This is a genomic window from Mucilaginibacter sp., from assembly GCF_028287845.1.
Classification (GTDB): domain Bacteria; phylum Bacteroidota; class Bacteroidia; order Sphingobacteriales; family Sphingobacteriaceae; genus Mucilaginibacter.
This window is the reverse complement of record NZ_JAQBOW010000031.1, coordinates 39,562-65,243: the sequence shown is the minus strand read 5'-3', so window position 1 is coordinate 65,243 and position 25,682 is coordinate 39,562. Positions and strand designations below refer to the sequence as shown.

The window sequence follows — 25,682 nt, the reverse complement described above, 5'->3', positions numbered from 1 at the left end:
TTAACCCCGATATTTCTTTATGGATTGGCGCTTTAGAGCGTATCAATAACGCGGGAATTACTAAACTTGCAGCTATACATCGTGGATTTTCATCTTACGAAAAATCTGCTTTCCGTAATGAGCCGATGTGGGATATCGCTATCCACTTAAAAACATTGGCACCTCATTTGCCTTTGATATGCGACCCAAGCCATATTTCGGGCAACCGCGATTTGATAGGTTACATTTCGCAAAAAGCGTTGGATCTGGACATGCAGGGTTTGATGATAGAATCGCATATTGACCCAAGCATAGCGTGGACCGACGCCAAACAACAAGTTACACCAACTGCTTTGGCAGAGCTTATTGACCGTTTAACCTTACGCAAGCCCGAAACCGGTAACGCGCAAGTTAATGATAAACTAAGCCAACTGCGTAATGATATTGATAAAATTGATGATTTGATCATCCAAAAAATGGCTGAGCGCATGAAGATTGCTGAGCAGATAGGTACCTACAAAAAAGATAACAACATTACCATTTTGCAGGTTAACCGTTGGGAAGAGATATTAACAAAACGCATAAACTACGGTAAAGCTTTAAAATTGAGCCCTGATTTTACAGAGAAATTGCTTGAACTAATACATAGCGAATCTATCCGTAAACAAACAGAGATCATGAACAAGGATCAGGCAGCCGGCCAGCAGGCAGAAAAACTTACGCACGTTTAGTATTACAATGAGTCATAATATCCTGCTTACTAAAAAAACCAGGTCTGCAAATGGCGAGGTATACCTTACCGGCTCAAAAAGCGAGTGCAACCGCGCGCTTATTATTGAGGCTTTAAGCAACGGCAAGGTTCGGGTTGAAAATATTTCAGACGCGGCAGATGCGGTTACTTTGAATAGTATTTTAAAGGCCGGAGCTGGAAATTCAAATGCTGATTCGGGTCTTAAAACTCAAGACTTACGACTGGTAAACATCGGCCCTGCAGGTACAGCAATGCGTTTTTTAACCGCTTACTTTACTTTACAGGGCGAAGAAGTTGTTTTAACCGGTAGCGAACGCATGAAACAAAGGCCTATTGGTATTTTGGTTGATGCTTTACGTAAACTTGGTGCGCAAATAGACTACGAGGAAAATGAGAGCTACCCGCCCATCCGCATAAAAGGTAATATTAAACAGGCAACCAATAGTATTACTATAAAAGGAGATATCAGCAGCCAGTACATTACCGCGCTATTGCTGATAGCCGCCAAATTGCCCTTAGGTTTAGAGCTACATATTGAAGGTGAGCTTACCTCGCGCCCTTATGTTGAAATGACCCTGGCCATGCTACAGCAGGCCGGTATAAGGCATAGATGGAATGACAATGTAATAAGCATTGACCGCCAGGAGTTTAGACAAACCATTTTACCTGTTGAACCCGATTGGAGCGCCGCATCATACTGGTATGCCATAGCAGCTTTGGCCGACAACGCGGACCTGTTTTTACATGGCCTTACCCAATACAGCTTGCAGGGTGATAGTGTTATTACCGAATTGATGGCTAATTTTGGTATCACCTCGCAATTCAGGGATGGTGGTGTGCATTTGGTTAAGGAAGCAAAGCCTGTTACCCGTAAAATATTCGACTTAAAGGAATGCCCTGATCTGGCACAAACCATCATCGTAATTTGTGCCGCTTTAAACCATGAGGCTACCTTTACCGGGTTAGAAACTTTGAAAATTAAGGAAACCGACCGTATTAAAGCTTTACAAAACGAGCTGGGCAAAATGGGCGTTAAACTGATTGAGAAGGGCCAGACTTACAAATTGGATTGCAGCGAAAAATTCATTCCCGAGCGCATATTTATTAATACATATGACGATCACCGCATGGCAATGGCTTTCGCGCCGCTGGCATTGTTGATATCGGAGGTTGAGATAGAAGATGCGAAAGTGGTTGAGAAATCATATCCTGCATTTTGGACAGACCTTGAAAAGGTTGGATTTGAAGTGGAGGATAAATAAGCCCAACCCTCCCCGGTAGGGAGGGCTTTTAATAACAAATAAATTAACGAAATTTAAAGTCTCCCCTACCGGGGGAGATTTAGAGGGGGCTATATGGCAGGCAATTCATTCGGACAATTATTCAGGATAACCACATTTGGCGAATCGCATGGCGAAGCTATTGGTGTAATTATAGACGGTTGCCCATCGCAATTGCCGGTTGATATGGAATACATTCAGGGTGAGCTGGATAAACGCAAACCGGGCCAGTCTAAAATCACCACTCAACGTAAAGAGAGCGATACAGTTAAAATACTTTCGGGTGTATTTGAAGGTAAAACTACCGGCACCCCTATTATGATGCTGATACCTAACGAGGACCAGCGCAGTAAGGATTATAACCACAATACAGATGTGTTCCGCCCATCGCATGCCGATTATACTTATCAAACCAAATACGGCATACGCGATCACCGTGGCGGAGGCCGCTCGTCTGCCCGCGAAACCGCGGCACGTGTGGCAGCAGGGGCGTTGGCTAAGTTGTTACTAAAAACACAAGGAATAGAGATAGTAGCGCACGTAAGCAGCGTAGGTACAATCAATGCGCCTAACGTAGAAATAATCAGCGCGCAGGACTTTATTGACGAACGCGAAAAAAACATTGTACGCTGCGCCGACCCGGCAACTGCCGGAGAAATGATAGCGTTTATAGACTCAGTGCGCAAGCAGGGCGACACCGTTGGCGGCAAGGTGAGCTGCCATATACTAAACTGCCCGGTTGGTTTAGGCGAACCTGTATTTGATAAACTGCATGCCGAATTGGGCAAGGCCATGCTCAGCATAAACGCTGTACATGGTTTTGAATTTGGCTCGGGCTTTGCCGGTAGCGAAATGCGCGGATCAGAGCATAACGATATCTTCGTTAAAACGAGTTTAGGTGTTGTTAAAACAATTACCAACTACTCGGGTGGCATACAAGGCGGCATCAGCAATGGGATGCCTATTGATTTTAAAGTGGCCTTTAAACCGGTAGCTACCATTATGCAAAGCCAGGCTACTATAGACAGTGCAGGCAATGCTGCCGAAATATCAGGCAAGGGCCGTCATGACCCTTGTGTGGTGCCGCGTGCCGTACCTATTGTTGAAGCTATGGCTGCATTGGTTTTGGCCGATCATTGGTTGAGGAACAGGAATATGATATTATCCCAATAAACATCCCTTTCTTTACGCTCAAGTGTTTCACAAAAATATGAAACACTTGAAACACTCTTTTAGATTAACTTATTGATATATAGCAATTTGACAAAATGAGTGAAACACTTTGAAACAGTACAAAAGCTTTAGGTAAAGTGGTATAAATAGCTTACAATAAGTGTTTTATGCAGTTTTGTCTATTTTTGCAAAAATAGGGTGAAACACCTGGTCATCTGCACATCTGCACATCTGCACATCTGCACATTTACTACATTTGTTTTATCCTCTCAATATCCTCGCCGTAACCAGTAACTGCCCCAGGTGCCGCATAATATGCTCGGCAGCATGCGTATATAAACCTATTACGGTTGATGGTAATTGCCCGCGCCCCACTCCTCTTGTTTCGGTTAATATTTCCTCGTCTGTTTCACTTAGTTGTTTAATGGCCTCATCAACCTGGCGGTTAAATATTTCCAGTAAGGTTATTATACTGTAGCCTATTTCGGGCATTTTTCCTTCGAATGATAATTTTTCCAGTTGGTGCCGGGTAAGTTGTAGCCCTTGCGCATAAGTAAATAAACGGTCAAGCACCCCCGCCATGTGCTGCAGATGGAAACCTGGCGATGCCATACCCACAGGTTGCACCCATATTAATATCTCCGGGAAATCAGCCATCAAATCATTTACTTCTTCCCTTGCTTGCAGCAAAGCGTGTGCAACCGGCTGTAATAAGGGTGATATTCCTTCCAGCGGGCCGCGCAGCCAAACTTCGGGTTTGTAGTTATCTGCCATATTATTTAAAACTATTTAATTTGCTATATATTTTAAACACCATATTATTTTACTTTACGTTTAAACAATGTAATTTCATTTTTACGTATAACTGGTATGGCTATTGCTATTGTCCAATCATAATTAATTTAATTTATGTTATCAGATACCAAAAAGCTTATTAAGCTAACTATAATTTTACTGTTTGCTGTTGCTGTTACGTTTCAAAGTTGTAAAAAAAGCCGGTCTGATATGGGTAAGGTCCTCTATCTGAAAACCCAAAATATTGTTTTTAAAGAAGTAACCCCCGAAGGTTTTGCCAAAATATTTAAAAAAGTATTGGCATCAAAAAAATATAAGCTAAACTATCCGCAGGTTATCAGGGCTTATTATAATCAAAATGGTTATGACCCTATGTTTGTAATGGACCATATTTTTAACAGCGATCTTAAAGCATCGGTTATCTATTATCAAAAAGCCAATGAGCACGGCCTCGACCCGGAAATATTTAAGGCCGATGAAATAGCTAAACTGATAAACAAATTCTATAACAAAAACGAGATAAAGACACTCGATCAGGCTTATCATGCCATTGCCGAATTAGAGCTGCTTAGCGTCAATTCATTAATAAAATATACTAATGCCATGCAATATGGTATAGTTAATCCGAAGAATATTTACGCGCGATATTATATGGCAACAGAACGCCCTGACAGCGCCTCGATGGCAAAAGTTTTCAAGATTACTGATATGAAAAAATACCTGGACAGTATACAACCAGCAAACCCGCAGTATTTAGCTTTACAAAAAGCATTGGCAAGCGGCGCTGTTGCCCCGGGAATGTCGGCAGAAGAAACAAAACGGATTATTATAACCAACCTGGAACGTTTAAGATGGAAGAATAAACCAACTGACAAAAAATATGTCATCGTTAACATTCCCGATTTTAGGCTGGATGTAATGGATAGCGGCAAATCTGTATTAAACATGAAGGTTTGCGTTGGTCAGGGCCGTAATATGAATCATGCTAAAAACCTCATCAATTACGTAGATACTGATAAGGTTGACAAGCCGAACCCACATTCGACGCCACAATTAAACAGCCTGATACATAGTGTAGATGTTAACCCGGTATGGAACATTCCGCAAAGCATTGCAAATAAAGAAATAATACAATTGGCTGCCGAAGACCGTTATTATCTTGGAAATAAGGGCATTAATGTTTATAAGGATGGTAAGCTTATTGAACCCGAAGATGTAGATTGGGCCTCGGTTTCAAAAACTGATAATGAGTATGAGTTTAAACAAAAGCCGGGAGACAATAATTCTTTAGGGAAGATAAAATTCTTATTTAACAATAAAAGCAGCGTTTACCTGCATGATACGCCCGCTAAGGAAGCTTTTAAAAAGAGCATGCGGGCAATAAGTCACGGATGTGTGCGCCTGGGCAATCCGCAGGGATTGGCGCTTAATTTATTTGGCGAAGGGGATAAATACAATCTTATAGCAAAGGATATGGCTGCCGATAATCCCGAGCCTACAACCATTAACTTAACACCAAAAGTGCCGGTATATATTACCTATGTAACCTGCTGGACCGACGAAAACGGAACCCTGCAGGTAAGGCATGATGTTTATGGATTGGATATTGTGTTGTTTAATGCTGTGATGAGTGTGAAGTAAGATACCCACTCATGGCATTCAGTGAGTACTCACCCGATCATCGCTAAGTCGCTCGATCACCCTCCTCTTCCGCAAGCGCAATGTCATTAAGTTAAACGGAAATATGATAAAAAATGCACCATAGGTGCAAAATGTCGGTAGAAAATATCATATAATTAATTGGCGTGCCGTCAGGTACGCAACATCGGCGAGGTTCCGTACCTAACGGCACGGCATTTCGTTGGTATTTATTCTGCTACCGACCTTGAACCCCGATGGGGTTTCTCTTAACTTGATGACATAGTCCGCAAGAGGGCTGGCATGGTAAATTAGGAGTGTTCGAAAGATTCTAAAAGGAGCGGCGGCCCGTACGATTCCCTCCCCTGGGAGGGTAGGGAGGGGTTAATGAAGCGATTTATAAATCGACGAAACCCCTCCCTGCCATTTCACAACCAGCCGCACACCTCCCATTGGGAGGGAGCTTAGATTACGAATTCAAATCTTTCGAACACCCCTAATAATAAATCTTAAATAAAAATATTAAAGTTTTGCAGAATCTGCAACAGTAGCTTCATCCGGCAAAGTGAAACTCGCGTATACATTCCCGTCTAAATATTTTGAGGTATAATGCGGATTATTGCCATTAATAAACAATAACGTTTTACCTTTTATAGTATTGATAACCTGTTGCGCTACCGCCGGCGACACAGCAGGGCAGCCAAAACTACGGCCCAAACGGCCCATTTGCGCAATTGTACTTTCGCCAACATAACTGGCAGCATGTACCACAATGCCACGGGCGCGCGCATTGGTATTAAAGCCTTCGTCTAAGCCATCCAAACGCAACGAACGGCCATGCTTACCTATGTAAACATCATCAGCCAAATAAAAGCCTAAACTACTTTGATGCGAATCATTATTATCCGAAAAACGATCGGCCATATCATCACCGCTTCCCTGGCCGTGCGCTACCCATGTATTTAATAAAAGCTGCTTGCTAAACAGGTCAATTATCCACATACGTTTTAGGCGGCTTGGTTTAGAAAAATCTACTACGGTAATAACAGAACTATTTTGTGCTAATTTATTAGCGGTTTTTAAATTGAAAAATCCGGTCAATGCTTTTTGAAATACTTCCATATCCAAACCGGCTTCTTGTAACCTTGCTGTTTGGTATACCGTATTTACATATTGGGTAAACAATTCTTTTGCTGTAGGAGCGGCGTTATAGCTTGTGGCCGATTTTTTAGCAGCTACCGGTGTCCAACCAATAACAGCGATGAAGAACACCAAAAAAACGCAGCTTATCCACCAAAAATGTTTTCTCATACTTTGTTGAGTTTAAATTCAATAATTAATAAAAAAATCAGGTGTGAGTTGTAGGATTATTAACAAATATACTTAAATATTAATAATTAGTAAAATTTATTAATATTTATTAAAAATTTAGCAAAACAATTATATTAAAATTAAATTATAACTGCTTCTACGAAAGCAAGACTTAAAAGGTTACGGATGGTTTATTTTATCCATTTGACCTTATCTGCAAGCGGCACTCTGCGTACACCTTGCGGATACTCATCCGCAAGGCCTAAATACAAAACACCCATTACTTCATCCTCGTCGCGTAATTGTAAAAACGTACGCATGGCGGGTTTTAGTATCATGCCACCTGTACCCCAATAGGATGCAATATTTAAAGCAGTGGCCCCGAGTAGTAAATTTTGCACAGCACAGGCCGTAGCGGCCATTTCTTCGAACACCGGAATTTTAGGCAGGTTGCCCCTATGCATTATGGCTATAATTATGTGCGATGCTTTATTACCCTGTTGTGCCAGGTTATTATAAACAGATTGGTTAAATTCTTCCGCATTGGTATTATGCTTATACATTTCGGCATGCTCATGGCAAAATACTGATGGCTCAGCATAAACTACAAAGCGCCAGGGTTCGGTAAGGCCGTGAGTGGGTGCCCAGTCGGTTAGTTCTAATAGTTCGGTAATTTGATTGTTAGGTATTTTATCTCCATTCATTAAAAAAGGCTTAACTGTGCGCCTGGTTTTGATGATGGTTGATATAGTGGAGAAGGTAGTATTTGACATCTGAAAAAACATTGTCATTTCGACGAGGAACGAGGAGAAATCTATACACATGCAAAAGCGGCTTGGCGTGTGTATAGATTTCTCGCTATGCTCGAAATGACATTTTTAATATAATTAATATATTGCAGGATATTTACCGGGATTACTCTCGCTCATCATAGCATAAACCGCTTCAACAACATCGTCGACAGATGGCTTGCTGAAATAATCACCATCTGATCCGTAAGGTGGCCTGTGCTCTTTGGCGCTCAATGTTTTTGGCGGCGAATCCAACGAATAATAACCATTTTGGCTCTCTAATATATTTTGCAGGATGTAGGCAGATGCTGCTCCCGGCAAATCTTCGTCAACAACCAATAATTTGCTGGTTTTTCTTAAAGAATTACCACAAACATTGTCAATATCAAAAGGATATAGTGTTTGCGGGTCAATCACCTCTATGTTGATGCCCAGTTTCTCTAATTCAGCTGCCGCCTCCATTACAATGCGCAGGGTTGATCCATAGGAAACTACGGTCATATCAGCACCTTCTTTCAGTATCTCGGCCTTTCCAAGTGGTATGGTAAACTCGCCAACGTTTGCAGGCAATTTTTCTTTTAACCGGTAACCGTTAAGGCACTCTATTACCAGCGCGGGTTCATCGCCGCGCAATAAGGTATTATACATGCCTGCAGCTTGGGTCATGTTGCGGGGTACGCAAATATGCAGTCCGCGCAAAGCGCCTAAAATTATGCCCAATGGCGAACCAGAGTGCCATATACCTTCCAGCCTGTGGCCGCGGGTGCGCACAATAACCGGCGCCTTTTGTCCGCCAGAAGTACGGTAGCTTAAGCTTGCCAAATCATCGCTTAAAACGGTTATGGCATATAAAAGGTAATCTACATATTGTATTTCGGCAATTGGTTTTAAGCCGCGCATGGCTAAACCCATACCTTTACCTATAATAGACGATTCGCGTATACCGGTATCGGTTATCCTGATGTCGCCATACTTAGCTTGTAAGCCGGCAAAGCCCTGGTTAACATCCCCTATTGCGCCCAGGTCCTCACCAAAAGCAACAATACGTTTATCGCGCGCAAAATTGGCATCAAAACAAGCATTTAATATTTCACGTCCATCTACAATATGCGCATCGTCGGCATATTGTGGTGCAACAACGCTAACATTTAAAGGAGATAACGATGAGCCCGAAAACAGCTTGGAATTAAACCTTTCTTTATTCTTTATATTTTCGCTGTTTAGCCAGTTATTAAGCGCCGATTTTTCGTTTGATGTTTCCTTAACAGTTAGGCGCAATGCTTTGCGTATAGCGCCTACTGCATCCTTACGGCCGGGATCAACACAGGCCAATAGTTCTGTAGAAACTTCCTCTAATTCGTTTTTAACCCCGGAAACATGAGCTAACGCTCCTATTAACCGTACAGCCTCATCTATCTCTGCCTTTATTTCATTACCCAGTTCATTCCAGACTTCACGCTGGCATTGACGAACATATTTTTTAGCCTCTTCTTCTAAGGCAGTGATTTCATCCTCATTAATAATTGCCGATTCTATCATCCAATTACGCATTTGCAGCAAACAGTCATGCTCACTCTCCCATGCCAAACGCTCTTTAGATTTATACCGTTCATGTGAGCCTGATGTAGAGTGGCCCTGCGGCTGCGTCATTTCTATAACGTGTATCAATACCGGCACATGCTCTGCACGGCAAACTGATATGGCGCGTTCATACGTTTCGCAAAGCGCTACATAATCCCAGCCTTTCACCTTAAATATTTCGTATCCGTTAGTGCCGTTTTCGCGCTGGAAACCTTTTAATATCTCAGAGATATCTTCTTTGGTAGTTTGCAGGCTGGCGGGTACAGAAATGGCGTAAGCATCATCCCATACAGAAATAGCCATAGGTACCTGTAATACACCTGCCGCGTTAAACGTTTCAAAAAATACGCCTTCGGAAGTTGCGCCGTTACCTATAGTGCCAAAGGCAACCTCATTACCGTTAACAGAAAATTCATCAAGCGATTTAAGCTCTTTATTTTGGCGATATAATTTTGACGCGTATGCCAACCCAAGCAACCGGGGCATGTGCCCGCTGGTGGTTGATACATCGGCAGAGCAGTTCATGTTTTCTACCTGGTTTATCCAGCTGCCATCGGCGTTAATAAAACGGGTTGCGTAATGGCAATTCATTTGCCTGCCGCCTGATGCAGGATCTTTTTCTACATCCGGATTGGCATATAGTTGCGCAAAAAATTCTTTTAAGTTGCTCATGCCTGTAGCAAACATAAAAGTTTGATCGCGGTAATAACCAGCCCGCCAGTCGCCCTTGCGGAACACCTTGGCCATAGCTAATTGTGCAACCTCTTTACCATCGCCAAAAATACCAAACTTAGCCTTGCCCGTAAGCACCTCACGACGGCCAATAAGACTTGCCTGCCTACTCTCGTAGCCTATACGGTAATCTTTAATTACGATACTTTTGAAATCATCAAAACTTAGTTCAGCAACTTCATATTTACCGGTACCAGGATTTGCAGTTTCGGGCATAAATTTTTTCTTTTAGGATGTAAAATTATAAAATCTTAATTGTAATTGGCACATCTAGTATTAAAACAATCATATTATGCTAATAGTTTTAAAATTACATAAACCTTTATTATTAAACATTCGTATAATGTAACCATTTATAAACATTTACTTTAAGTAGTAATTTTTTATTTAACGTTAAACATTTTATATTTGTAATACTCAAATCCTCTATATGAAAAAGTTAATATTAATGTGTGCAGTAGTTTTAGGTTTTGCCTTTACTGCATCTGCACAAACTGAAAACAAAGCTGAGTTTAAATTTAACGAAGAAAAACACGACTTTGGTAAAATTCCGCAAGGCACTCCGGTAACAACTGTATTTACCTATACCAACGTTGGTTCTGAGCCACTTATTTTAACGGAAGTTAAACCAACTTGTGGTTGCACTATTGCTGATTATACTAAAACTCCTGTAAAACCGGGCGAATCTGGTAAGATCACAATTACTTATAACGCGGCAGTTACGGCACCGTTTAACAAAACTATTATTGTAACCTCTAACGCGAAAACACCACAAAAATATTTAAACATTGTGGGCGAAGTTGTAGCCAAAGTGGCGCCAAGCACCAGGTAGAGTTTAAGGTTTAACCCCTTACCTCTGCAAAAAGAGACAAAGGGTCATAAAAAAATTACAAAGAAAGGCCCGAAAATAATTCGGGCCTTTCTTGTTTATATACCATCAGATAGATATTAATATTATCTTTTTATTAATTTTGCAACATGCCAAATATATCGCACAAAGGGCAGCGAATGCCAGCTTCTCCAATACGTAAACTAACCCCCTTTGCCGACAAAGCTAAACTGGACGGAAAAACAGTATATCACCTCAACATTGGTCAGCCGGATATTGAAACACCCGAGGGGATGATCAACGCTATTAAAAATATTGATTTTAAAGTTTGGGCCTATACGCCGTCAGAAGGTACCCTATCCTATCGCAAACAGCTTACCAAATACTATAATAAAGCAGGGTACAATATTACACCCGAAGATATTATAGTTACCACCGGCGGCTCTGAAGCTATATCCATCACCTTTATGACCTGTTTGGATGCTGGTGATGAAGTAATAGTTCCGGAACCTTTTTATGCTAACTACAACGGCTTTGCAAGCCAGAGCGATATAGTGGTTAAACCTATATTATCCTACATAAAAAACGGATTTGCATTGCCCCCTATCAGCGACTTTGAAAAAGCCATTACCGATAGAACGAGAGCTATATTTATTTGCAGCCCTAATAACCCTACCGGGTATTTATATTCAAGGGAAGAAATGGAAGCTTTAAAGGCATTGGTTTTAAAGCATGATCTGTACCTGTTTGCTGATGAAGCCTACCGCGAATTTTGCTATAACGACCAACCTTTTGTTTCGCCCATGCATTTGGATGGCCTTGATGAGAATGTGATTATTATTGACACAGTGAGCAAACGTTACAGTGCCTGCGGCGCACGTTTGGGCTGTATCATCACTAAAAACAAAAAAGTTTGGAACGCAGCAATAAAATTCGCGCAAGCAAGGCTTAGCCCGGGTATGGTCGAGCAAATAGCAGGCGAAGCCGCTATTGACACACCAGCCGAATACTTTGAACAAGTAAAAGCAGAATATACCACCCGTAGAAACACAGTGGTAACCGCCCTTAATGGTATGGAGGGCGTATACTGCCCCAACCCCGGCGGTGCATTTTATGTAATGGCGCAGTTACCAATAGATGATTCTGATAAATTTTGCCAATGGATGCTGGAGAAATTTAGCTACCAAAACCAAACCGTAATGATGGCCCCGGCCACCGGCTTTTACAGCACCCCCGGCGCGGGCCTTAACGAAGTACGTTTAGCCTACGTTTTAAACAATGATGACCTGGCAAAAGCCATGACCTGTTTAGAAGAAGCTTTAAAAGTGTATCCGGGGAGAATAGAAAGCGAAAAGCTTAAAGCTGAAAGCGTGTTGTAAAACTAAACTTTATCATTTCAGCTAATAATTGTAAATTTGAAAGCTTTAAGCTTTATCCTTTCAGTTTTTACCTCAAAAATGGGCTCGACCGGAATTGACAGGATGGAGATAAGTAGGTAAGCATGCAGCGCGTTGGGTGAATTAGCGCTTTAATCTGAACGCTCAAACTTACAAATGGCGAAAATAACTACGCCTTAGCTGCTTAATTTAGAATTTAGCTAGCTTTTGTCCCGCCGGTTCTCCGTTTCATTGGGCCGGCAACCGGGGCATCGAAAAATGAAAATAGCCTGCTTAACGGTGTGCATAGCAGGCGAAACAAAACACCTAAGGAAGACGGTACAGGTAAGCAACTGACCTTCCCCTTCCCTACAATTTAACAGTAGCTAAGCATGTAGAAAGCATACCTTATACCATGTTTGGACGAGGGTTCGAATCCCTCCGGGTCCACTTAAAACAACAAAACCCGGCGAAAAGCCGGGTTTTGTTGTTTTGGTTCAAAGTGTGGACGCTTGAACTGGCCTGGGCAATAATTTACAGCAATTATATATAACCTTATGAAAACGTTTGAAAAAATAAAATTATGGGGAAATCATCACAGCCCGAAATGGTTAGTAATTTTTAGGGTCGCCCTGGGTTTGCTCCTGATCTGGAAAGGCATAGAATTCATTTTCAACCTGGATGTACTGGCTACTTTTCTGCGGGAATCCGGAATAACCGATAAGATAAGCGCTTCAGCTTCTATCACTGTCATAGCGGACCTGATCATAGCTTTGCACCTGATGGGGGGCATTTGTATCGCCATTGGCTTACGTACCCGCTTATTTTGCCTGTTTAATCTGCCGGTGCTGGTAGGCGCCGTGTTTTTCCTTAACCTGAAGGACAATCTATTAAAACCCTATGCCGAATTATGGTTAGCCATCCCCGTACTGCTGCTGTTGATTGTTTTTTTAATTGAAGGTAACGGGCAGGTGGCCGTTGAGCATGAAACAGACCCGGTAGATGAACCCTGACAGCAGTTGGCTAATACGCTACAAATATTACCCGGTTGAACTTTAGTTCATCCGGGCCAATGTAAAGTTAATATAACCATAATTCATTTGGCCCGTCTCTTTGGTATATAAAGTGATAATTTGAATACCCTTGTCTAATTTCACCTTCGCAAAATCTTTTAAATAGTTCCAATGGTGCCATTGCCGCCATTGTATAGGATCATCTTTTACATAAGTTGATGGTATATTAACCAGGCCCGTTTTATCCATATCGTTTATTGAAATAGATATTTTCCCGCCTTGATTTGCGGTGTACATCATGCCAAGCGTGTATGTTCCTGCTTCCTTTACTAAAACGGTATATTTTACCCACTCGCCCGGGGCTGTCCAGCCCACATAAAGCTCATCTTTTAATGGCATAACCAAATTATAGGCATTGTTATCTATGGCAGGCTCTCTAAATTTTGTGTAGGATATATCAACGCCTTCTTTCAATCGAAATTCATTTAAATAAGTGCCATCGGCGGGATTTAGTTTTCCGCTACCCTGATTAATACCATCGCTGTCATGATAAGCCACACCCTCGCCTCCAAGATCATATAGTGCACATTGTAATTTGCCGGGTATAGTTTGAACGCCGTGATGCAAAGAATCTGCAAATGGCTTACCCATATATGGTTGACCATACGAACGATTACCGGCAAAAAATACAAATACCAGTAATGCCATTGATGAAAAACATAAGCTCTTGTTCATATAGATTGTTTTTTTGATTTAGGTTTGATTTAGGCTAATATAAGCGCTAATGCTTGTTTTTGTTGAAAAAGTTTATTGAAGTTCAGAGATCGAATGAATCATATGCACAGCAGGTATCAGACATATAAACGGGCAGTTATGTTTGTTTTTTGCTTGCCCGCCCTGGGCATTTTATATGTAGTCGATGACACAGGCGGAGAATATGCCTTTTTTGCATTTTATTTTCTTATTAATATAATATTAATTATTAGATTAAATATTATATATTTATAAGAAATTCTTTTTTAATTAGCTACGTCCTTCTCGATTGTCTAATAATATTATTAATTCTATGTATTTCCTAATGAATACATATATAATAATGTCGCACTATGAGAAATATATTGCTGTTTATCGATGATGTTGCGGAGGCCCAGCCTTTGGCAAAAAAAGCACTAAAAATTGCCAATCAATGTAAAGCTAATTTGCAGCTTTGTAATGTGGCAGCAAGCCAGGTTAAAGAAAAGCTAATTATTCATCATTACGATGATATATTATTAGATGAGTGTGACGATGTTGATATGGAGGGTTTGGCTCAACAACTAAATATTACGGACCAAACTGAAGGCGAATTCGCTTCGGTTGTCAATTGCCTGGAGATAAATAGTTTTAGTAGCCTGACAATCAAAGAAATGGTAGTCAGCAATCATATCTGGTTGGTCATTATGGACACAGGAAACCGCGCCTTAAAAGTGATTGAAAATATTAACTGCCCTGTATTATTATTACCTCAATATATAGCTTGCAGCGATTTTAATAAAATAGCTTTTGTAACAGATCTTCGCTATTGCGATTTAGGGGTTTTGAGTTTTTTAAAAGTTTTTAACGCACAACTATTCATTACACACCTATCAGCCCCCGGCCTCCCTGATATGAACGAACAATATGCACAGGAAATATTGGAAACAATATGTTCTATTGTTAGCTATGAGAAGATGTTTTTAGTGAATTTAAAGAAAAATAAAAACATAAAAAACCGCATTGATGCGATGATAGGTATATTTGAAATAAAGATGCTTACCCTGGTAAACAAAAAGCATCACACATTTGAACGATTATTTGATAATTTTCCCCAGGAAGCTCAAATTTACAATAATTTGCCTACAATGATATTGCCCTATTTAAACTGGTTTAAATAGGCATCTTTTTACTTTGGAATTTCTATTTGCTTTTTCTGATATGGGCACGGTGCATGGATCCCCAATCACTCAATGATTTTAAAACGGGATGGAGTGTTTGACTATATGCTGTCAATTCATATTCAATAATGACAGGTGTGCCGGTAAAAACCTTTCTATTAACAAATCCATTTAATTCCAACTCTTTTAATTCATTCGATAAAACCCTCGCTGAAATTCCTGATATAATACGCTGTAATTCATTAAAGCGCGTAGTATTTCCCATCAAAGCCATAACCACCCTGAGTTTCCATTTTCCGCCTATGGCATACAAGGCGTCATTCAAGTTCATTAACGTCGTAGTGCAGTCCTTTGGCGAATGTTCGGACGCTATTTTCATTTCTTCTTCCATACATTTATCTACTTACCTAAAAGTAACTACTAACCTTTTGTATACTACTATTATATTATTAGCTAATGTACGTATTTTTGAAGGTACCAAAAAATCAAAACAAAGTCAATTTATGTATAATCTCAAAATAATATCTTCCACTGTTCGTCCCGGAAGAAAAGGCCCCATGATCGCAGCGTGGATAGCCGAAAAGGCCGCTCAAACTGGCAAATTTGAAGTAGAAATTCTTGATCTGGGAGCAATAAACCTGCCGATGATGAATGAAGCGAATCCCCCGATCAGGAAAAATTACGAACATGAACACACAAGGAACTGGAGTGCTAAAATCGAAGCAGCAGATGTTTTTATTTTCGTAACAGCAGAATATGACTTCAATTATCCCGCCCCATTACGAAATGCGATAGAATATCTTTATAGCGAATGGAATTATAAAGCCGCGGGAATTGTAAGCTACGGGGGCATATCCGCGGGAACGCGGGCCGCAAACAGTTTAAAAGCTGATCTTGCGACAATGAGTATGGTTCCGTTGGTACATGGTGTCAATTTTCCGATGTTCACTCAATTTATAACAGAGGAAGACGAGTTTGTACCAAATGAGATCTCGCATAAATCTGCCGAAACAATGCTTATCGACCTGATCCGCTGGACCAAAGGATTAAAAGTAATAAAAGAGAATAAATAACGTGCCGGGAAACACCAACAAGGGCGAAGAGATGTTTTCCCTCCCCGCAGGTCTCTGGCAAGAGGACCCTGCGATGCACTCCGTACATTATTCCCTATAATCTGGAATCTGTACAAAACTAACGTTTGGGAAACGCTGTAAAATGTATTAATTGTTAATTTTGCTATAGATAAAAACTTAAAAAATGTCTATAACTACTGAAAACGAACGAATTGGCATGCAGCAGGCAAGTGATGCTGTTGCCATTACGCTTAAAAAGATGCGTGAGTTTGCCAAACCGGGCATTTCAACCAGGGAACTTGACGAGTATGGAGGCGAATTGCTGGCACAGATGGGCGCACGTTCTGCACCTGCGTTAACCTATGGTTTCCCCGGATATACCTGTATTAGTATTAATGAAGAAACTGCGCACGGCATACCATCAGCCAATAAAATTTTAAAAGAGGGTGATCTGGTAAATATTGATGTATCGGCAGAGTTAAATGGCTATTGGGCAGACAATGGCGGCTCGTTTGTATTGGGCGAAGATATCCACGGCCATGGCAGATTGGTAGAAACATCGAAAGAGATATTGAGGAAGGCAATAAGCAACATTAAAGGTGGTGTAAGAATATCAGAGATAGGTAGGCTGATAGAGACTGAAGCAAAAAAAGCCGGCTACACGGTAATAAAAAACCTTACCGGACATGGTGTTGGTCGCAGCTTGCACGAAGAACCCCACGAGATAGCCAACTACTGCGACAGGTATAACACTACGCGTTTCAAAAAAAATTCGGTGGTAGCGATAGAGACATTCATTTCAACACAGTCAACAATTGCCAATACACAAGCCGATGGATGGACGCTAAGCGGTAATAAAGGTGGTTTTGTTGCGCAACACGAACATACCATTATGGTAACCGGCGGCCAACCGGTGATATTTACAGCGCAGAACGGCATTTGGGATTAATTATAGCCATATGCGGCAGAGAGGCAGTACAGTTATAAGAGGTAGGATCAGGTGGGATCAGGTACAATGTCATTAAGGTTAAGGGAGATTATTAAAAAATGCGCCGTAGGTGCAAAACGTCGGTAGAAAACGTCATATAAAATCATTTGGCGTGCCGTCAGGTACGCAACAATCGGCGAAGTTCCGTACCTGACGGCACGGCATTTCGTTGGAATTTGTTCTTCTACCGACCTTGAACCCCGATGGGGTGCTCTTAACTTAATGACATTGGGACCAGGTAGGATCAGGTAGGTCAGGTGGGGATGATATCGAAAAATCCATACCATAAACAGATCGCTAAAAGAACAATAAAATATTTCCTATTTTTACGCCTCAGTGAATTTATTGTATAGCACTGTTAATAGCTTATGTTCCTAAACAAGATCAAATCCGGCGAATCCGGAATTTTACTTTACGGCATCACTCCTCCAAAATCAGAAACAAGTCCTGAAAGAATTGCTGAGATCGCTGAAAAGACCATTGCAAGATTAATCCCGCTGGACCTGGATGCACTTGTGGTGTATGATGTGCAGGATGAATCTGCCCGTACTTCCGAGGAAAGGCCATTTCCTTTTCTGAAAGCTTTGGATCCTTTTATGTTTGCCAGCCAATATCTTGAGGACCTGAATATCCCTAAAATAATATACCGCCCTGCCGGAAAGTTCTCAAAAGATGAATTAGCTGGTTGGTTGAATGATCTTCATCAAAATAATTTCTATCCGGTTTTTGTAGGAGTGCCTGCACCTGATTTTCCGGTTAAAACCAGTTTACCGGACGCTTATAAGATATGGAGCAAGAATGAAAATACTTCTGTTATAGGCGCGGTAACCATCCCCGAAAGGCATGAAATATTAAAAGACGAGGATAAAAGGATACTTGATAAGGTAAACTGCGGGGTATCTTATTTCATATCCCAATGCGTTTTTAATGTAGCTTATGCAAAGAAGGTTATAGAAGACCTTAGCTATACCTGCAAAAAAGAAAATAAAAAGTTCCCTACCATCATTTTTACGCTTACAGCCTGTGGCTCGGAAAAGACATTAAATTTTATGGAATGGCTGGGCATTCATGTTCCGCACGACCTGAAGGAAGATATTAAGAATTCTGAAAATATTCTTGAAAAGTCTGTTAATGTTTGTTTGGATATTGCCTCAGAACTTACTACTTTTTGCACAGAGCAGTCGGTTCCATTTGGGTTCAATATTGAAAGTGTCGCGATAAAAAAAGATGAGATCGAAGCATCCATCTATATGGTGAATAAAATTGCAGAGATGCTGGATAAAAAAGATATCCGCAAGATGAAGGTTGTATTATAACAATTCGGCCAGTAGCCTGCATTATCCGCACCAGTTTGTAGTTATTAATTAACACATGAACTAGTCCCGGCAGCAATGTAAGGATTCAAAATAGATACTGCCAGTTTTTATCTGACAGTATCCGGGTAGATGTAGAGTCTAAATGAAAATCCAGCCTTTATAAGGGTGCTGTGTTTTAACTTACCTTAGGCAATTAATTGCAGCTTATCCAGGTTGTCTGAAATAATTTTTATTTCTTCAATTGTTAATGTCTTATCTATGGCTTTTGCATTTTGCACAGCCTGTTCACTGTTTCTTGCACCGGCAAGCGCAATAGTTATTCCGGGCTGCTCCAGTGTCCATAGCAGAACTAGTTGGCCTAAACTCAACTGATGATCATCAGCAATAGGTTTAATAGCCTGAAGGAACGCGTTAGTTCTTTTAATATTTTCATCCTTAAAAAATGAAACAGACTGCCGGTGATCTCCTTCTGCAAATTGATGCCCGGCTTGTATTTTACCTGTCAACAATCCGCGCTCAAGGGGGCTGTATGCCAAAATTGATTTTTGATGCTGCAAGCAATAAGGTATAAGCTCATTTTCAATTGAACGTTTAACCATACTGTAAGGAACCTGGTCAGAAACCATGTTTAAGTACTTTTCTGCTTCTGCCATTTGGCTCGCATCATAGTTGCATACCCCCGCGTAAAGCACCTTACCTTGATCAATAAGTTTCGCCACAGCTTCCATACTTTCTTGTATCGGGGTAGTTGAATCGGGCCAGTGTATCTGGTACAGGTCTATATAATCTGTTCCTAATCTTTTTAAGCTGTCTTCACATTCCTTTATAATGCTTTCCTTTCCGGCATATTTATAAATATCAATATCCTCGCCATTGTTTTTTTTGCTATTGAAGGCAAAGTCGCCTTTTTTCAGATCCCAGCGCATGCCATATTTGGTCAGAATCTGTATTTGGTCGCGGGGGATACCCTTTATCGCCTCTCCAACAATTTCCTCACTGGCTCCCTGTCCATAAATAGGAGCTGTATCAATAGAAGTTACCCCAAGCGAGAATGAATCTCTTATGGCATCAATAGCATCCTTTTTTTCTGTACCACCCCACATCCAGCCTCCGGCCGCCCATGCGCCAAAAGTTACCTCTGAAAGTTGTAAGTCTGTGTTTCCTATTTTTCGATATTTCATAATAATGTTATTTTAAAATACATTTTTTTTTAATTAACCACAATAAAATACATTTGTAAATTATACGTTGAAATTTTATAGTGACGAAAACAAAGGAACGACAAATGGTCTTTTGTATCAATAACTTACCCAAAAATTAGCCCCTCATTAAAAAGTTAGCCATGTCAGAAAGAAAAGTTAGTTCCACAAATTTTTATAATCAATCCTTTTTGGAAGAAAAGTGTGCACTTAGCGAATTAATATATTTGTTAAGTAAACGATGGATGACTGAAGTGTTGTTTAGTATTGAAGAAGGTAACAACAGATTTACCAGTTTAAAAGAAGACTTAGAACATATCAGCGATCATATCCTTGCTGATAGGTTAAAATATTTAGAACAACACGAATTAATTCATAAGAGCTACATGCCTGGTAATCCCCCACGAACGGATTACAGCCTGACAAATAAAGGCACCGAGTTAACCAGTTTATTAGATGGCCTTTGCCAGTTTGCCGAAAATAAGATGGAATTTTCTAATTATTCCGCTTTAAACAAAATTTAGGTATTCATACAGAACCATTACAAATCAAAGTTAAAGCTCAGCTTGATGCTATAGGGCGATATACCCGGATGATCCAGGTAGTTGAACCTTTTGATGAGGTCGACACGAAGGAGCTTAAAGATATTGCCTATGCCGGCGCCTGCCTCTACATAAGGTGTATTACCTAAAGCATAAGTGCCGTTTGCGCCGTTGGCTGATGCCGGAAATTGATAGAGATTTGTAGTGTACAAAGGATTATTTTCATTACGCAGGCCGCCATATAAAACTTTAAAAGATAAATACTCACGCCATTTAAGATGCTCGATTAAGGGAATCTTATTCAAGAAAAAGCCATTAAAACTTTGCGTAAAGTTAATACCCATATAGTGGTCGCTTACAAATTCCAGGTAATACATCTTATTATAAGCATCTGGGTCATAAGCTATAGATTGATTGGCCGGACTTATATTAAGTAAAGGGAACGGAACTTTACCGGTTAACAGGTTGCCCAGCAAGGTAAAGTCGGCAAAACCCAGTTGGGAAAGATAAAAGCGCTTGTTAAGGCTGGCGGTAATAGTAGTATAGTGATAGGAAGCAAAACCCTGGGTAACCTGTAGGTTAATGATCGGATATTTGCTATAGATAGTAGTTCGGTCTTTCGAACCCTGTATAATCTGTTCATGCGGCGCATACCTTAAACCCAAGGTTATTTGGTTGGTGGTCAGATCAGGTACAATAGTATGCGGCTCATCATTAAGCCGGAACACCAGCGTCCCGGCGGGGCGTTGGTTCCAGTTCCTGAATGATAAATTATAAGAAAAATGGTTTTCAAAATCTTTGATATAGGAGACAGAGAATATCCGGTCATAAAGCCAGTAATCCGTCACACCGCTCTGGAAAGAAGATAATCCGGCCTGCGCATTATTGAGGGCGAAGCTTTGCCCGGGGATGTCTACATCATATAGGTAACTGAGTTTAAAATAGTCATTCGGAAAACGGTAAGGCGCCGTTTTATTTAAAGCAAAAATAGTGCTCAGATCATATTTGAATTGTCTGTCTGCGGTGCCATAACCGGCGTAGCCATCCAAATAAAAAGACGGGTTGAATTTGGGCGTCGTTCGCCCCCCCAGCTGAAACCGGGCACCTTCCTGAGTATTATAAGAAATAAGCGATCCGATGGGGCCCACTTGTACCGGCCCTATGTCTGCAAAATCATTTACAATGGCACCGGCTATCCAGGTTGCGGTTTTAAAAGATTGCATCTGTTCAAGTCGGCTAATGCGGGCATAGGATCCTGCCTCCTGGCGGGTTAGCGTATCCGTTCGGTGATGGTTCCAATAACTAGTATCGGCCTGTAAATGATCGGCAGCGGTCTGCAGGCTTTTACCCCGATAGAAAACTTCAGGAAGGGGGGAGTTGAATTTGTAGTCTGAATAAATTACTGTGCGTTCACCAAAAACCCCTATACTCTTATTTCTTAATAAGCCGAAGTTTGCCTGAACGTTACTTTTAACCAACTCATACCGCCCGCCGGGATACGGCTCAAAATTCAGCCGGATCTTTAGGCTACGCATAAAGTTAATATTGATTTCTTTGTTCACGTTCAGTTCGCATGCTTTAACCGCATAATTGCCATCCATGGTGACTAGTAGCTTACCTTCAAATAAAAGATCGCCTTTGTTGCGTGGCGTAAAACTAAGTTCTACCAATTTTCCATTAACAGTTTGAACAGTATCGGTAATAAAAAATTTATAAAAATCAGGGGCATGATTAGCAATAGGGCTCAGAAACTGGTTAGTTACAATAAAAATATTATTGTCATAGATATCAATTGTATTTCCATAAAGCCGGTTAAGATAAATATCTACCCCTACCGTATCCACAAATTTGACGATATTAATGCCCTTTTCTGCCTGTAGTACCTGTATGGATTTTTCGGGTTTTTTGCGATAGAAATGCTGGGTAAGCTTTTCGCTTAAATACCCGGGCAGTGAAGTTTGTATTTTCCCGTCGATAATAGACGTCGTATCCAGCATGAATTTATATTTACTAAACAGGCGACTGTTGGTAAGTATTGGCGGTAAGTTAAAAAGCGATAAGCCTAGCCGTTCATATTGGTCATACTGCAAGTAATCGGCGCTTTCCATGCGGTTTTGCTCCTTATGATCAATTACCTGCTGGATCAATTCAACTGCCGGGTTTCCCTTATTCCGGTAACGTTTATTTTTTCTCGATGTTATTGAAACTTCTTTTAATTGAGTTTGGCTGCTGTAAAGACTGATGAGCAATTCATTAACCTGCCCCGGCTTAATTATCTTTGTGATGGTTTGGTAGCCTAAATAAGAAAACGTAACAACATTAAAGGTACCATCGGCAGTTAAATAAAAATTTCCTTTTTTGTCTGTGCGGATGCCGTAATGGCTATCGTTTAAACTTACACTGATATCAGAAAGTGGCTGACCAGTAGTACCATCAATAATACGGCCTTTTACAACTGTAATATTTTGCTGCGCAATGACGATAAGGGGTAGGAAAAATAAAAAACTGAACAGCAATTTTAGCATAGTTTATTAAACGATTAACCTATCCATTAAGTACTTAGCCCCGGTAAAAAACTGATGTATTTTAAACAAATAAAACTCTGTTTCAGTGGCATTTACTTTCTGCTGATTTATAACCTAATAAAACAATAAGAGTTTTATAAACACAGTCAATTTTAACAAATAAATTATTTACACTATTTGGTACTGTGCAACCCTTACTACACTTTTCCTATCTTTGCTTATAATGGTTAAGCGAATAATCACTTTTGGAATGGCCTGCCTCCTATTGATAGGGAGCGTTATTTTTCCATTGGGTGATTTTTCTTTAACGCGCGACTTGCCTCAAATGTACCGTAATTATTCAAAGATTACCACCTCTGATGAATTAGGTGTATTTGATTTTATAGGCGATTATCTGCTGCACGGTAAAGAAATTTTCGGTCATAATGCTAATGATAAACCGCAAAGTTCCGGCAACGATGTTCAGTTTCAGCACCAGCCTGCGCCTTTTTTTGTTGTGCTGTCCTCCGTTCATATGCGTGTGCTAACCATCCCCCAGGATATTGTTACCCATACTCAAATCCGCATAGTGGTAAATACTTCAGACTTTAAAGATAAATTGTTCAGGCCCCCACTCACCTGATTGCTTGTTTCCTACGGTTTATCAGTCAGTTTATTTATCACTCTTTATCTATTATATTTATATTTATGAATAGAATTTTCATGCTCATACTTTGTATGTTGCTATGCCATGGGGTAATAGCGCAAAATACCTTCAGAGCAAAGGTGATCAGCGATCAAACAAAAACTATTCTTAAAGGAGCCACGGTCACTATACCCAACCTAAAAATAGCAGTAAGCGCCGATACCAGCGGCTTAATTATCATCCCCAATATTCCTAACGGAAAATTTGAAATTGATGTTACTTATGTAGGTTTTAGTAAAAGTGAAAAGGTTTATAGCTTCCCGCAAAAAAATCCAGATCAAACAATCGAAATTGCCCTTGAACCTTCAACAGGAGAATTGGCTGAAGTTGCGGTGCAAACCACCCGTACCAATCAGAGCCTGCGGGATATCCCAACACGCATTGAGGCGTTAGCTTCAGAAGAACTGGACGAAAAAAGCACCATGCGGCCCGGCGATATTAAGATGATGTTAGGTGAAACAACGGGCATCCATGTGCAGCAAACCTCGGTGGTAAGCGGGAGCTCCAGCTTTCGTATCCAGGGATTGGACAGCCGTTATACCCAATTATTGCAGGACGGAATGCCGCTGTATTCCGGCTTTTCGGGCAATTTAAGTTTATTGCAGATAAGTCCGCTGGATTTAAAACAGGTAGAGTTTATCAAAGGTTCAGCATCAACTTTATATGGTGGCGGCGCTATCGCGGGCTTAGTTAACCTTATCAGTAAAGTACCGGAGAAAACGCCAGAACTTACCTTTTTATTAAACGGCACTACTGCAAAGGGGGGCGATGCCAGCGGATATTATAGCCGGAAATGGCAGCATATCGGCACTACCATATTTGGGGCATATAACTATAATGGCGCATACGATCCGTCCAATACCGGTTTAAGCGCGATACCGCAAATCAAGCGTTTTACCATCAACCCCAAAATATATCTTTATATGGATGAGGATAATTCAGGTTGGATTGGCGTTAATACTACATATGAAAACCGTTTAGGGGGCGATATGCAGGTGATTGATGGCAAAGCCGACAACATCCATCAGTATTTTGAACGTAATAAAACGTTCCGATTTTCCACCCAATTATCCTTTACTCATAAAATAGATGAAGAAAGCCGGATTAATTTCAAAAACACCATCGGCTATTTTGACCGCCAGTTAAGCGAAGCCGGGTTTAATTTTAAAGGCAAACAGATTTCTTCCTTTAGCGAATTGAACTATGTGCGAAATGGTGAAAAAGCTACATGGGTAGCAGGTGCCAATTTAATTACTGATAACTTTACGGCTACTCCCCCGCAAAGCAGTTTGAACTATAACCTAACTACTTTAGGCGCTTTTGTACAGAACACCTATAAGGCCAATAATTGGTTTTCATTAGAAAGCGGCCTGCGGCTGGATGACAATACCCCGCCACCAAATAAACCGGCTAACGGGCTATTTATTTTACCAAGGATAAATGCTTTGTTTAAACTTACCAGCTATTTAACCAGCCGTATAGGTGGTGGGTTTGGTTATAAGATGCCAACCTTGTTTAATGACCAGAGTGAGCAGGATGGCTATCAAAACATTAAACCATTAAATACCGGCAACACCCAAGCGGAACAATCTTACGGGCTAAATGGCGACCTAAATTACCGAAGTGCATTAGGCAGTGGAGCTTTTATTAGTATTAACCAACTTTTCTTTTACACCAAAGTAGATAGGCCACTTATCCTGCAAAATAATACTTTCATCAATGCGCAGGGCTACCTTACCACGCAAGGAACGGAAACCAATATCAAACTGGCTATGGATGAGTTAGTGTTTTACCTGGGATATACTTATACCAATACCAAACAGCATTTTAGCGGGTTAACAACCACACAACCATTAACACCCAAAAACCAGTTGAGCTTTGATGCGACTTACGAAATAGAGGGTAGTTTTCGCTTTGGAGCAGAAAGCTTTTATACGGGCTCACAATTATTAAGTGATGGCACCACCGGAAGGGATTATGTAACCTTTGGTTTATTGGTGCAAAAAATGTGGAAGCACCTGGATATTTTTATTAACGCTGAAAACTTAACCGACCAACGGCAAACCAAATGGGGCAGTATTTATACGGGCAGCATCACAAACCCTAATTTCGGGGATATTTATGCACCACTGGATGGCATAGTTGTCAATGCAGGGATCAGGATCAAATTATTAAATTGAATCAAAAAAAAA

General features: G+C 40.7%; 22 protein-coding genes and 1 other RNA gene. 15 read left to right on the top strand and 8 right to left on the bottom strand.

The window, feature by feature from the left end:
* The 3 genes from JWP71_RS03060 to aroC all read left to right on the top strand — a co-directional run.
* The coding region (locus JWP71_RS03060) for a bifunctional 3-deoxy-7-phosphoheptulonate synthase/chorismate mutase type II (RefSeq protein WP_299496962.1) at positions 1-710 on the top strand (710 nt) is incomplete at its 5' end.
* A gap of 7 nt (positions 711-717) precedes the next feature.
* Positions 718-1,992, top strand: coding sequence for a 3-phosphoshikimate 1-carboxyvinyltransferase (gene aroA, locus JWP71_RS03055; protein ID WP_299496960.1), 1,275 nt, complete (start codon positions 718-720; stop codon positions 1,990-1,992).
* A gap of 93 nt (positions 1,993-2,085) precedes the next feature.
* Positions 2,086-3,183 carry a chorismate synthase gene (gene aroC, locus JWP71_RS03050; protein WP_299496958.1) on the top strand — a complete coding sequence of 366 codons (1,098 nt, stop codon included), beginning with the start codon at positions 2,086-2,088 and terminating at the stop codon, positions 3,181-3,183.
* Between the two features lie 261 nt (positions 3,184-3,444).
* Here aroC and JWP71_RS03045 read toward each other — a convergent pair whose 3' ends face one another.
* A complete protein-coding gene (locus JWP71_RS03045) occupies positions 3,445-3,957 on the bottom strand; it encodes a DinB family protein (RefSeq protein WP_299496956.1) in 513 nt (170 codons plus the stop codon).
* 135 nt (positions 3,958-4,092) lie between these two features.
* Between JWP71_RS03045 and JWP71_RS03040 the strand changes: the two genes are divergently transcribed.
* The gene (locus JWP71_RS03040) at positions 4,093-5,619 is read left to right on the top strand and encodes a L,D-transpeptidase family protein (protein WP_299496954.1); all 1,527 of its coding nucleotides are present in this window, start codon (positions 4,093-4,095) and stop codon (positions 5,617-5,619) included.
* A gap of 519 nt (positions 5,620-6,138) precedes the next feature.
* Here the strand turns inward: JWP71_RS03040 and JWP71_RS03035 are convergent.
* The 3 genes from JWP71_RS03035 to JWP71_RS03025 form a co-directional block, all read right to left on the bottom strand.
* Positions 6,139-6,927, bottom strand: coding sequence for a murein L,D-transpeptidase catalytic domain family protein (locus tag JWP71_RS03035; protein ID WP_299496952.1), 789 nt, complete (start codon positions 6,925-6,927; stop codon positions 6,139-6,141).
* Positions 6,928-7,118: 191 nt separating this feature from the next.
* A complete protein-coding gene (locus tag JWP71_RS03030; RefSeq protein WP_299496950.1) occupies positions 7,119-7,700 on the bottom strand; it encodes a nitroreductase in 582 nt (193 codons plus the stop codon).
* A gap of 114 nt (positions 7,701-7,814) precedes the next feature.
* Positions 7,815-10,247 (bottom strand): alpha-ketoacid dehydrogenase subunit alpha/beta, encoded by a 2,433-nt coding sequence (locus JWP71_RS03025; protein WP_299496948.1) that lies wholly within the window; start codon positions 10,245-10,247, stop codon positions 7,815-7,817.
* Between the two features lie 214 nt (positions 10,248-10,461).
* Here JWP71_RS03025 and JWP71_RS03020 point away from each other — a divergent pair, with 214 nt between their 5' ends.
* From JWP71_RS03020 to JWP71_RS03005, 4 genes are all read left to right on the top strand, one after another.
* On the top strand, positions 10,462-10,863 hold the full coding sequence (locus JWP71_RS03020; protein WP_299496946.1) for a DUF1573 domain-containing protein: 402 nt from the start codon (positions 10,462-10,464) through the stop codon (positions 10,861-10,863).
* Positions 10,864-11,009: 146 nt separating this feature from the next.
* Positions 11,010-12,239, top strand: a complete 1,230-nt coding sequence (locus JWP71_RS03015; RefSeq protein ID WP_299496944.1) for a pyridoxal phosphate-dependent aminotransferase — start codon at positions 11,010-11,012, stop codon at positions 12,237-12,239.
* Between the two features lie 80 nt (positions 12,240-12,319).
* Positions 12,320-12,689: a transfer-messenger RNA gene (gene ssrA, locus JWP71_RS03010) on the top strand.
* A gap of 104 nt (positions 12,690-12,793) precedes the next feature.
* The gene (locus tag JWP71_RS03005) at positions 12,794-13,249 is read left to right on the top strand and encodes a DoxX family protein (RefSeq protein ID WP_299496942.1); all 456 of its coding nucleotides are present in this window, start codon (positions 12,794-12,796) and stop codon (positions 13,247-13,249) included.
* Between the two features lie 42 nt (positions 13,250-13,291).
* On the opposite strand, the gene JWP71_RS03000 is transcribed toward JWP71_RS03005, so the two are convergent.
* On the bottom strand, positions 13,292-13,984 hold the full coding sequence (locus tag JWP71_RS03000) for a carbohydrate-binding protein (RefSeq protein WP_299496940.1): 693 nt from the start codon (positions 13,982-13,984) through the stop codon (positions 13,292-13,294).
* A gap of 371 nt (positions 13,985-14,355) precedes the next feature.
* On the opposite strand from JWP71_RS03000, the gene JWP71_RS02995 reads away from it, so the two are divergent.
* Positions 14,356-15,162, top strand: a complete 807-nt coding sequence (locus tag JWP71_RS02995; RefSeq protein ID WP_299496938.1) for a hypothetical protein — start codon at positions 14,356-14,358, stop codon at positions 15,160-15,162.
* Positions 15,163-15,184: 22 nt separating this feature from the next.
* On the opposite strand, the gene JWP71_RS02990 is transcribed toward JWP71_RS02995, so the two are convergent.
* Positions 15,185-15,553, bottom strand: a complete 369-nt coding sequence (locus tag JWP71_RS02990; protein WP_299496936.1) for a helix-turn-helix domain-containing protein — start codon at positions 15,551-15,553, stop codon at positions 15,185-15,187.
* Positions 15,554-15,665: 112 nt separating this feature from the next.
* On the opposite strand from JWP71_RS02990, the gene JWP71_RS02985 reads away from it, so the two are divergent.
* From JWP71_RS02985 to JWP71_RS02975, 3 genes are all read left to right on the top strand, one after another.
* Entirely contained in the window at positions 15,666-16,235 is a 570-nt protein-coding gene (locus JWP71_RS02985; protein WP_299496964.1) for an NAD(P)H-dependent oxidoreductase, read from the top strand.
* A gap of 184 nt (positions 16,236-16,419) precedes the next feature.
* The gene (gene map, locus JWP71_RS02980; protein WP_299496933.1) at positions 16,420-17,184 is read left to right on the top strand and encodes a type I methionyl aminopeptidase; all 765 of its coding nucleotides are present in this window, start codon (positions 16,420-16,422) and stop codon (positions 17,182-17,184) included.
* 407 nt (positions 17,185-17,591) lie between these two features.
* Complete coding sequence (locus JWP71_RS02975; protein ID WP_299496930.1) at positions 17,592-18,539, top strand: hypothetical protein; 948 nt, start codon at positions 17,592-17,594, stop codon at positions 18,537-18,539.
* A gap of 185 nt (positions 18,540-18,724) precedes the next feature.
* On the opposite strand, the gene JWP71_RS02970 is transcribed toward JWP71_RS02975, so the two are convergent.
* Positions 18,725-19,720, bottom strand: coding sequence for an aldo/keto reductase (locus JWP71_RS02970; protein WP_299496927.1), 996 nt, complete (start codon positions 19,718-19,720; stop codon positions 18,725-18,727).
* A 161-nt stretch (positions 19,721-19,881) separates the two neighbouring features.
* On the opposite strand from JWP71_RS02970, the gene JWP71_RS02965 reads away from it, so the two are divergent.
* Positions 19,882-20,262 carry a helix-turn-helix domain-containing protein gene (locus tag JWP71_RS02965; protein WP_299496925.1) on the top strand — a complete coding sequence of 127 codons (381 nt, stop codon included), beginning with the start codon at positions 19,882-19,884 and terminating at the stop codon, positions 20,260-20,262.
* Positions 20,263-20,279: 17 nt separating this feature from the next.
* Here JWP71_RS02965 and JWP71_RS02960 read toward each other — a convergent pair whose 3' ends face one another.
* Positions 20,280-22,805 carry a DUF5686 family protein gene (locus JWP71_RS02960; protein ID WP_299496923.1) on the bottom strand — a complete coding sequence of 842 codons (2,526 nt, stop codon included), beginning with the start codon at positions 22,803-22,805 and terminating at the stop codon, positions 20,280-20,282.
* A gap of 223 nt (positions 22,806-23,028) precedes the next feature.
* Between JWP71_RS02960 and JWP71_RS02955 the strand changes: the two genes are divergently transcribed.
* Both JWP71_RS02955 and JWP71_RS02950 read left to right on the top strand, forming a co-directional pair.
* Positions 23,029-23,427: a hypothetical protein gene (locus tag JWP71_RS02955; RefSeq protein WP_299496921.1), complete on the top strand. Its 399-nt coding sequence runs from the start codon at positions 23,029-23,031 to the stop codon at positions 23,425-23,427.
* Between the two features lie 65 nt (positions 23,428-23,492).
* Positions 23,493-25,670: a TonB-dependent receptor plug domain-containing protein gene (locus tag JWP71_RS02950; RefSeq protein WP_299496919.1), complete on the top strand. Its 2,178-nt coding sequence runs from the start codon at positions 23,493-23,495 to the stop codon at positions 25,668-25,670.
* The last annotated feature ends 12 nt before the right edge of the window (positions 25,671-25,682 follow it).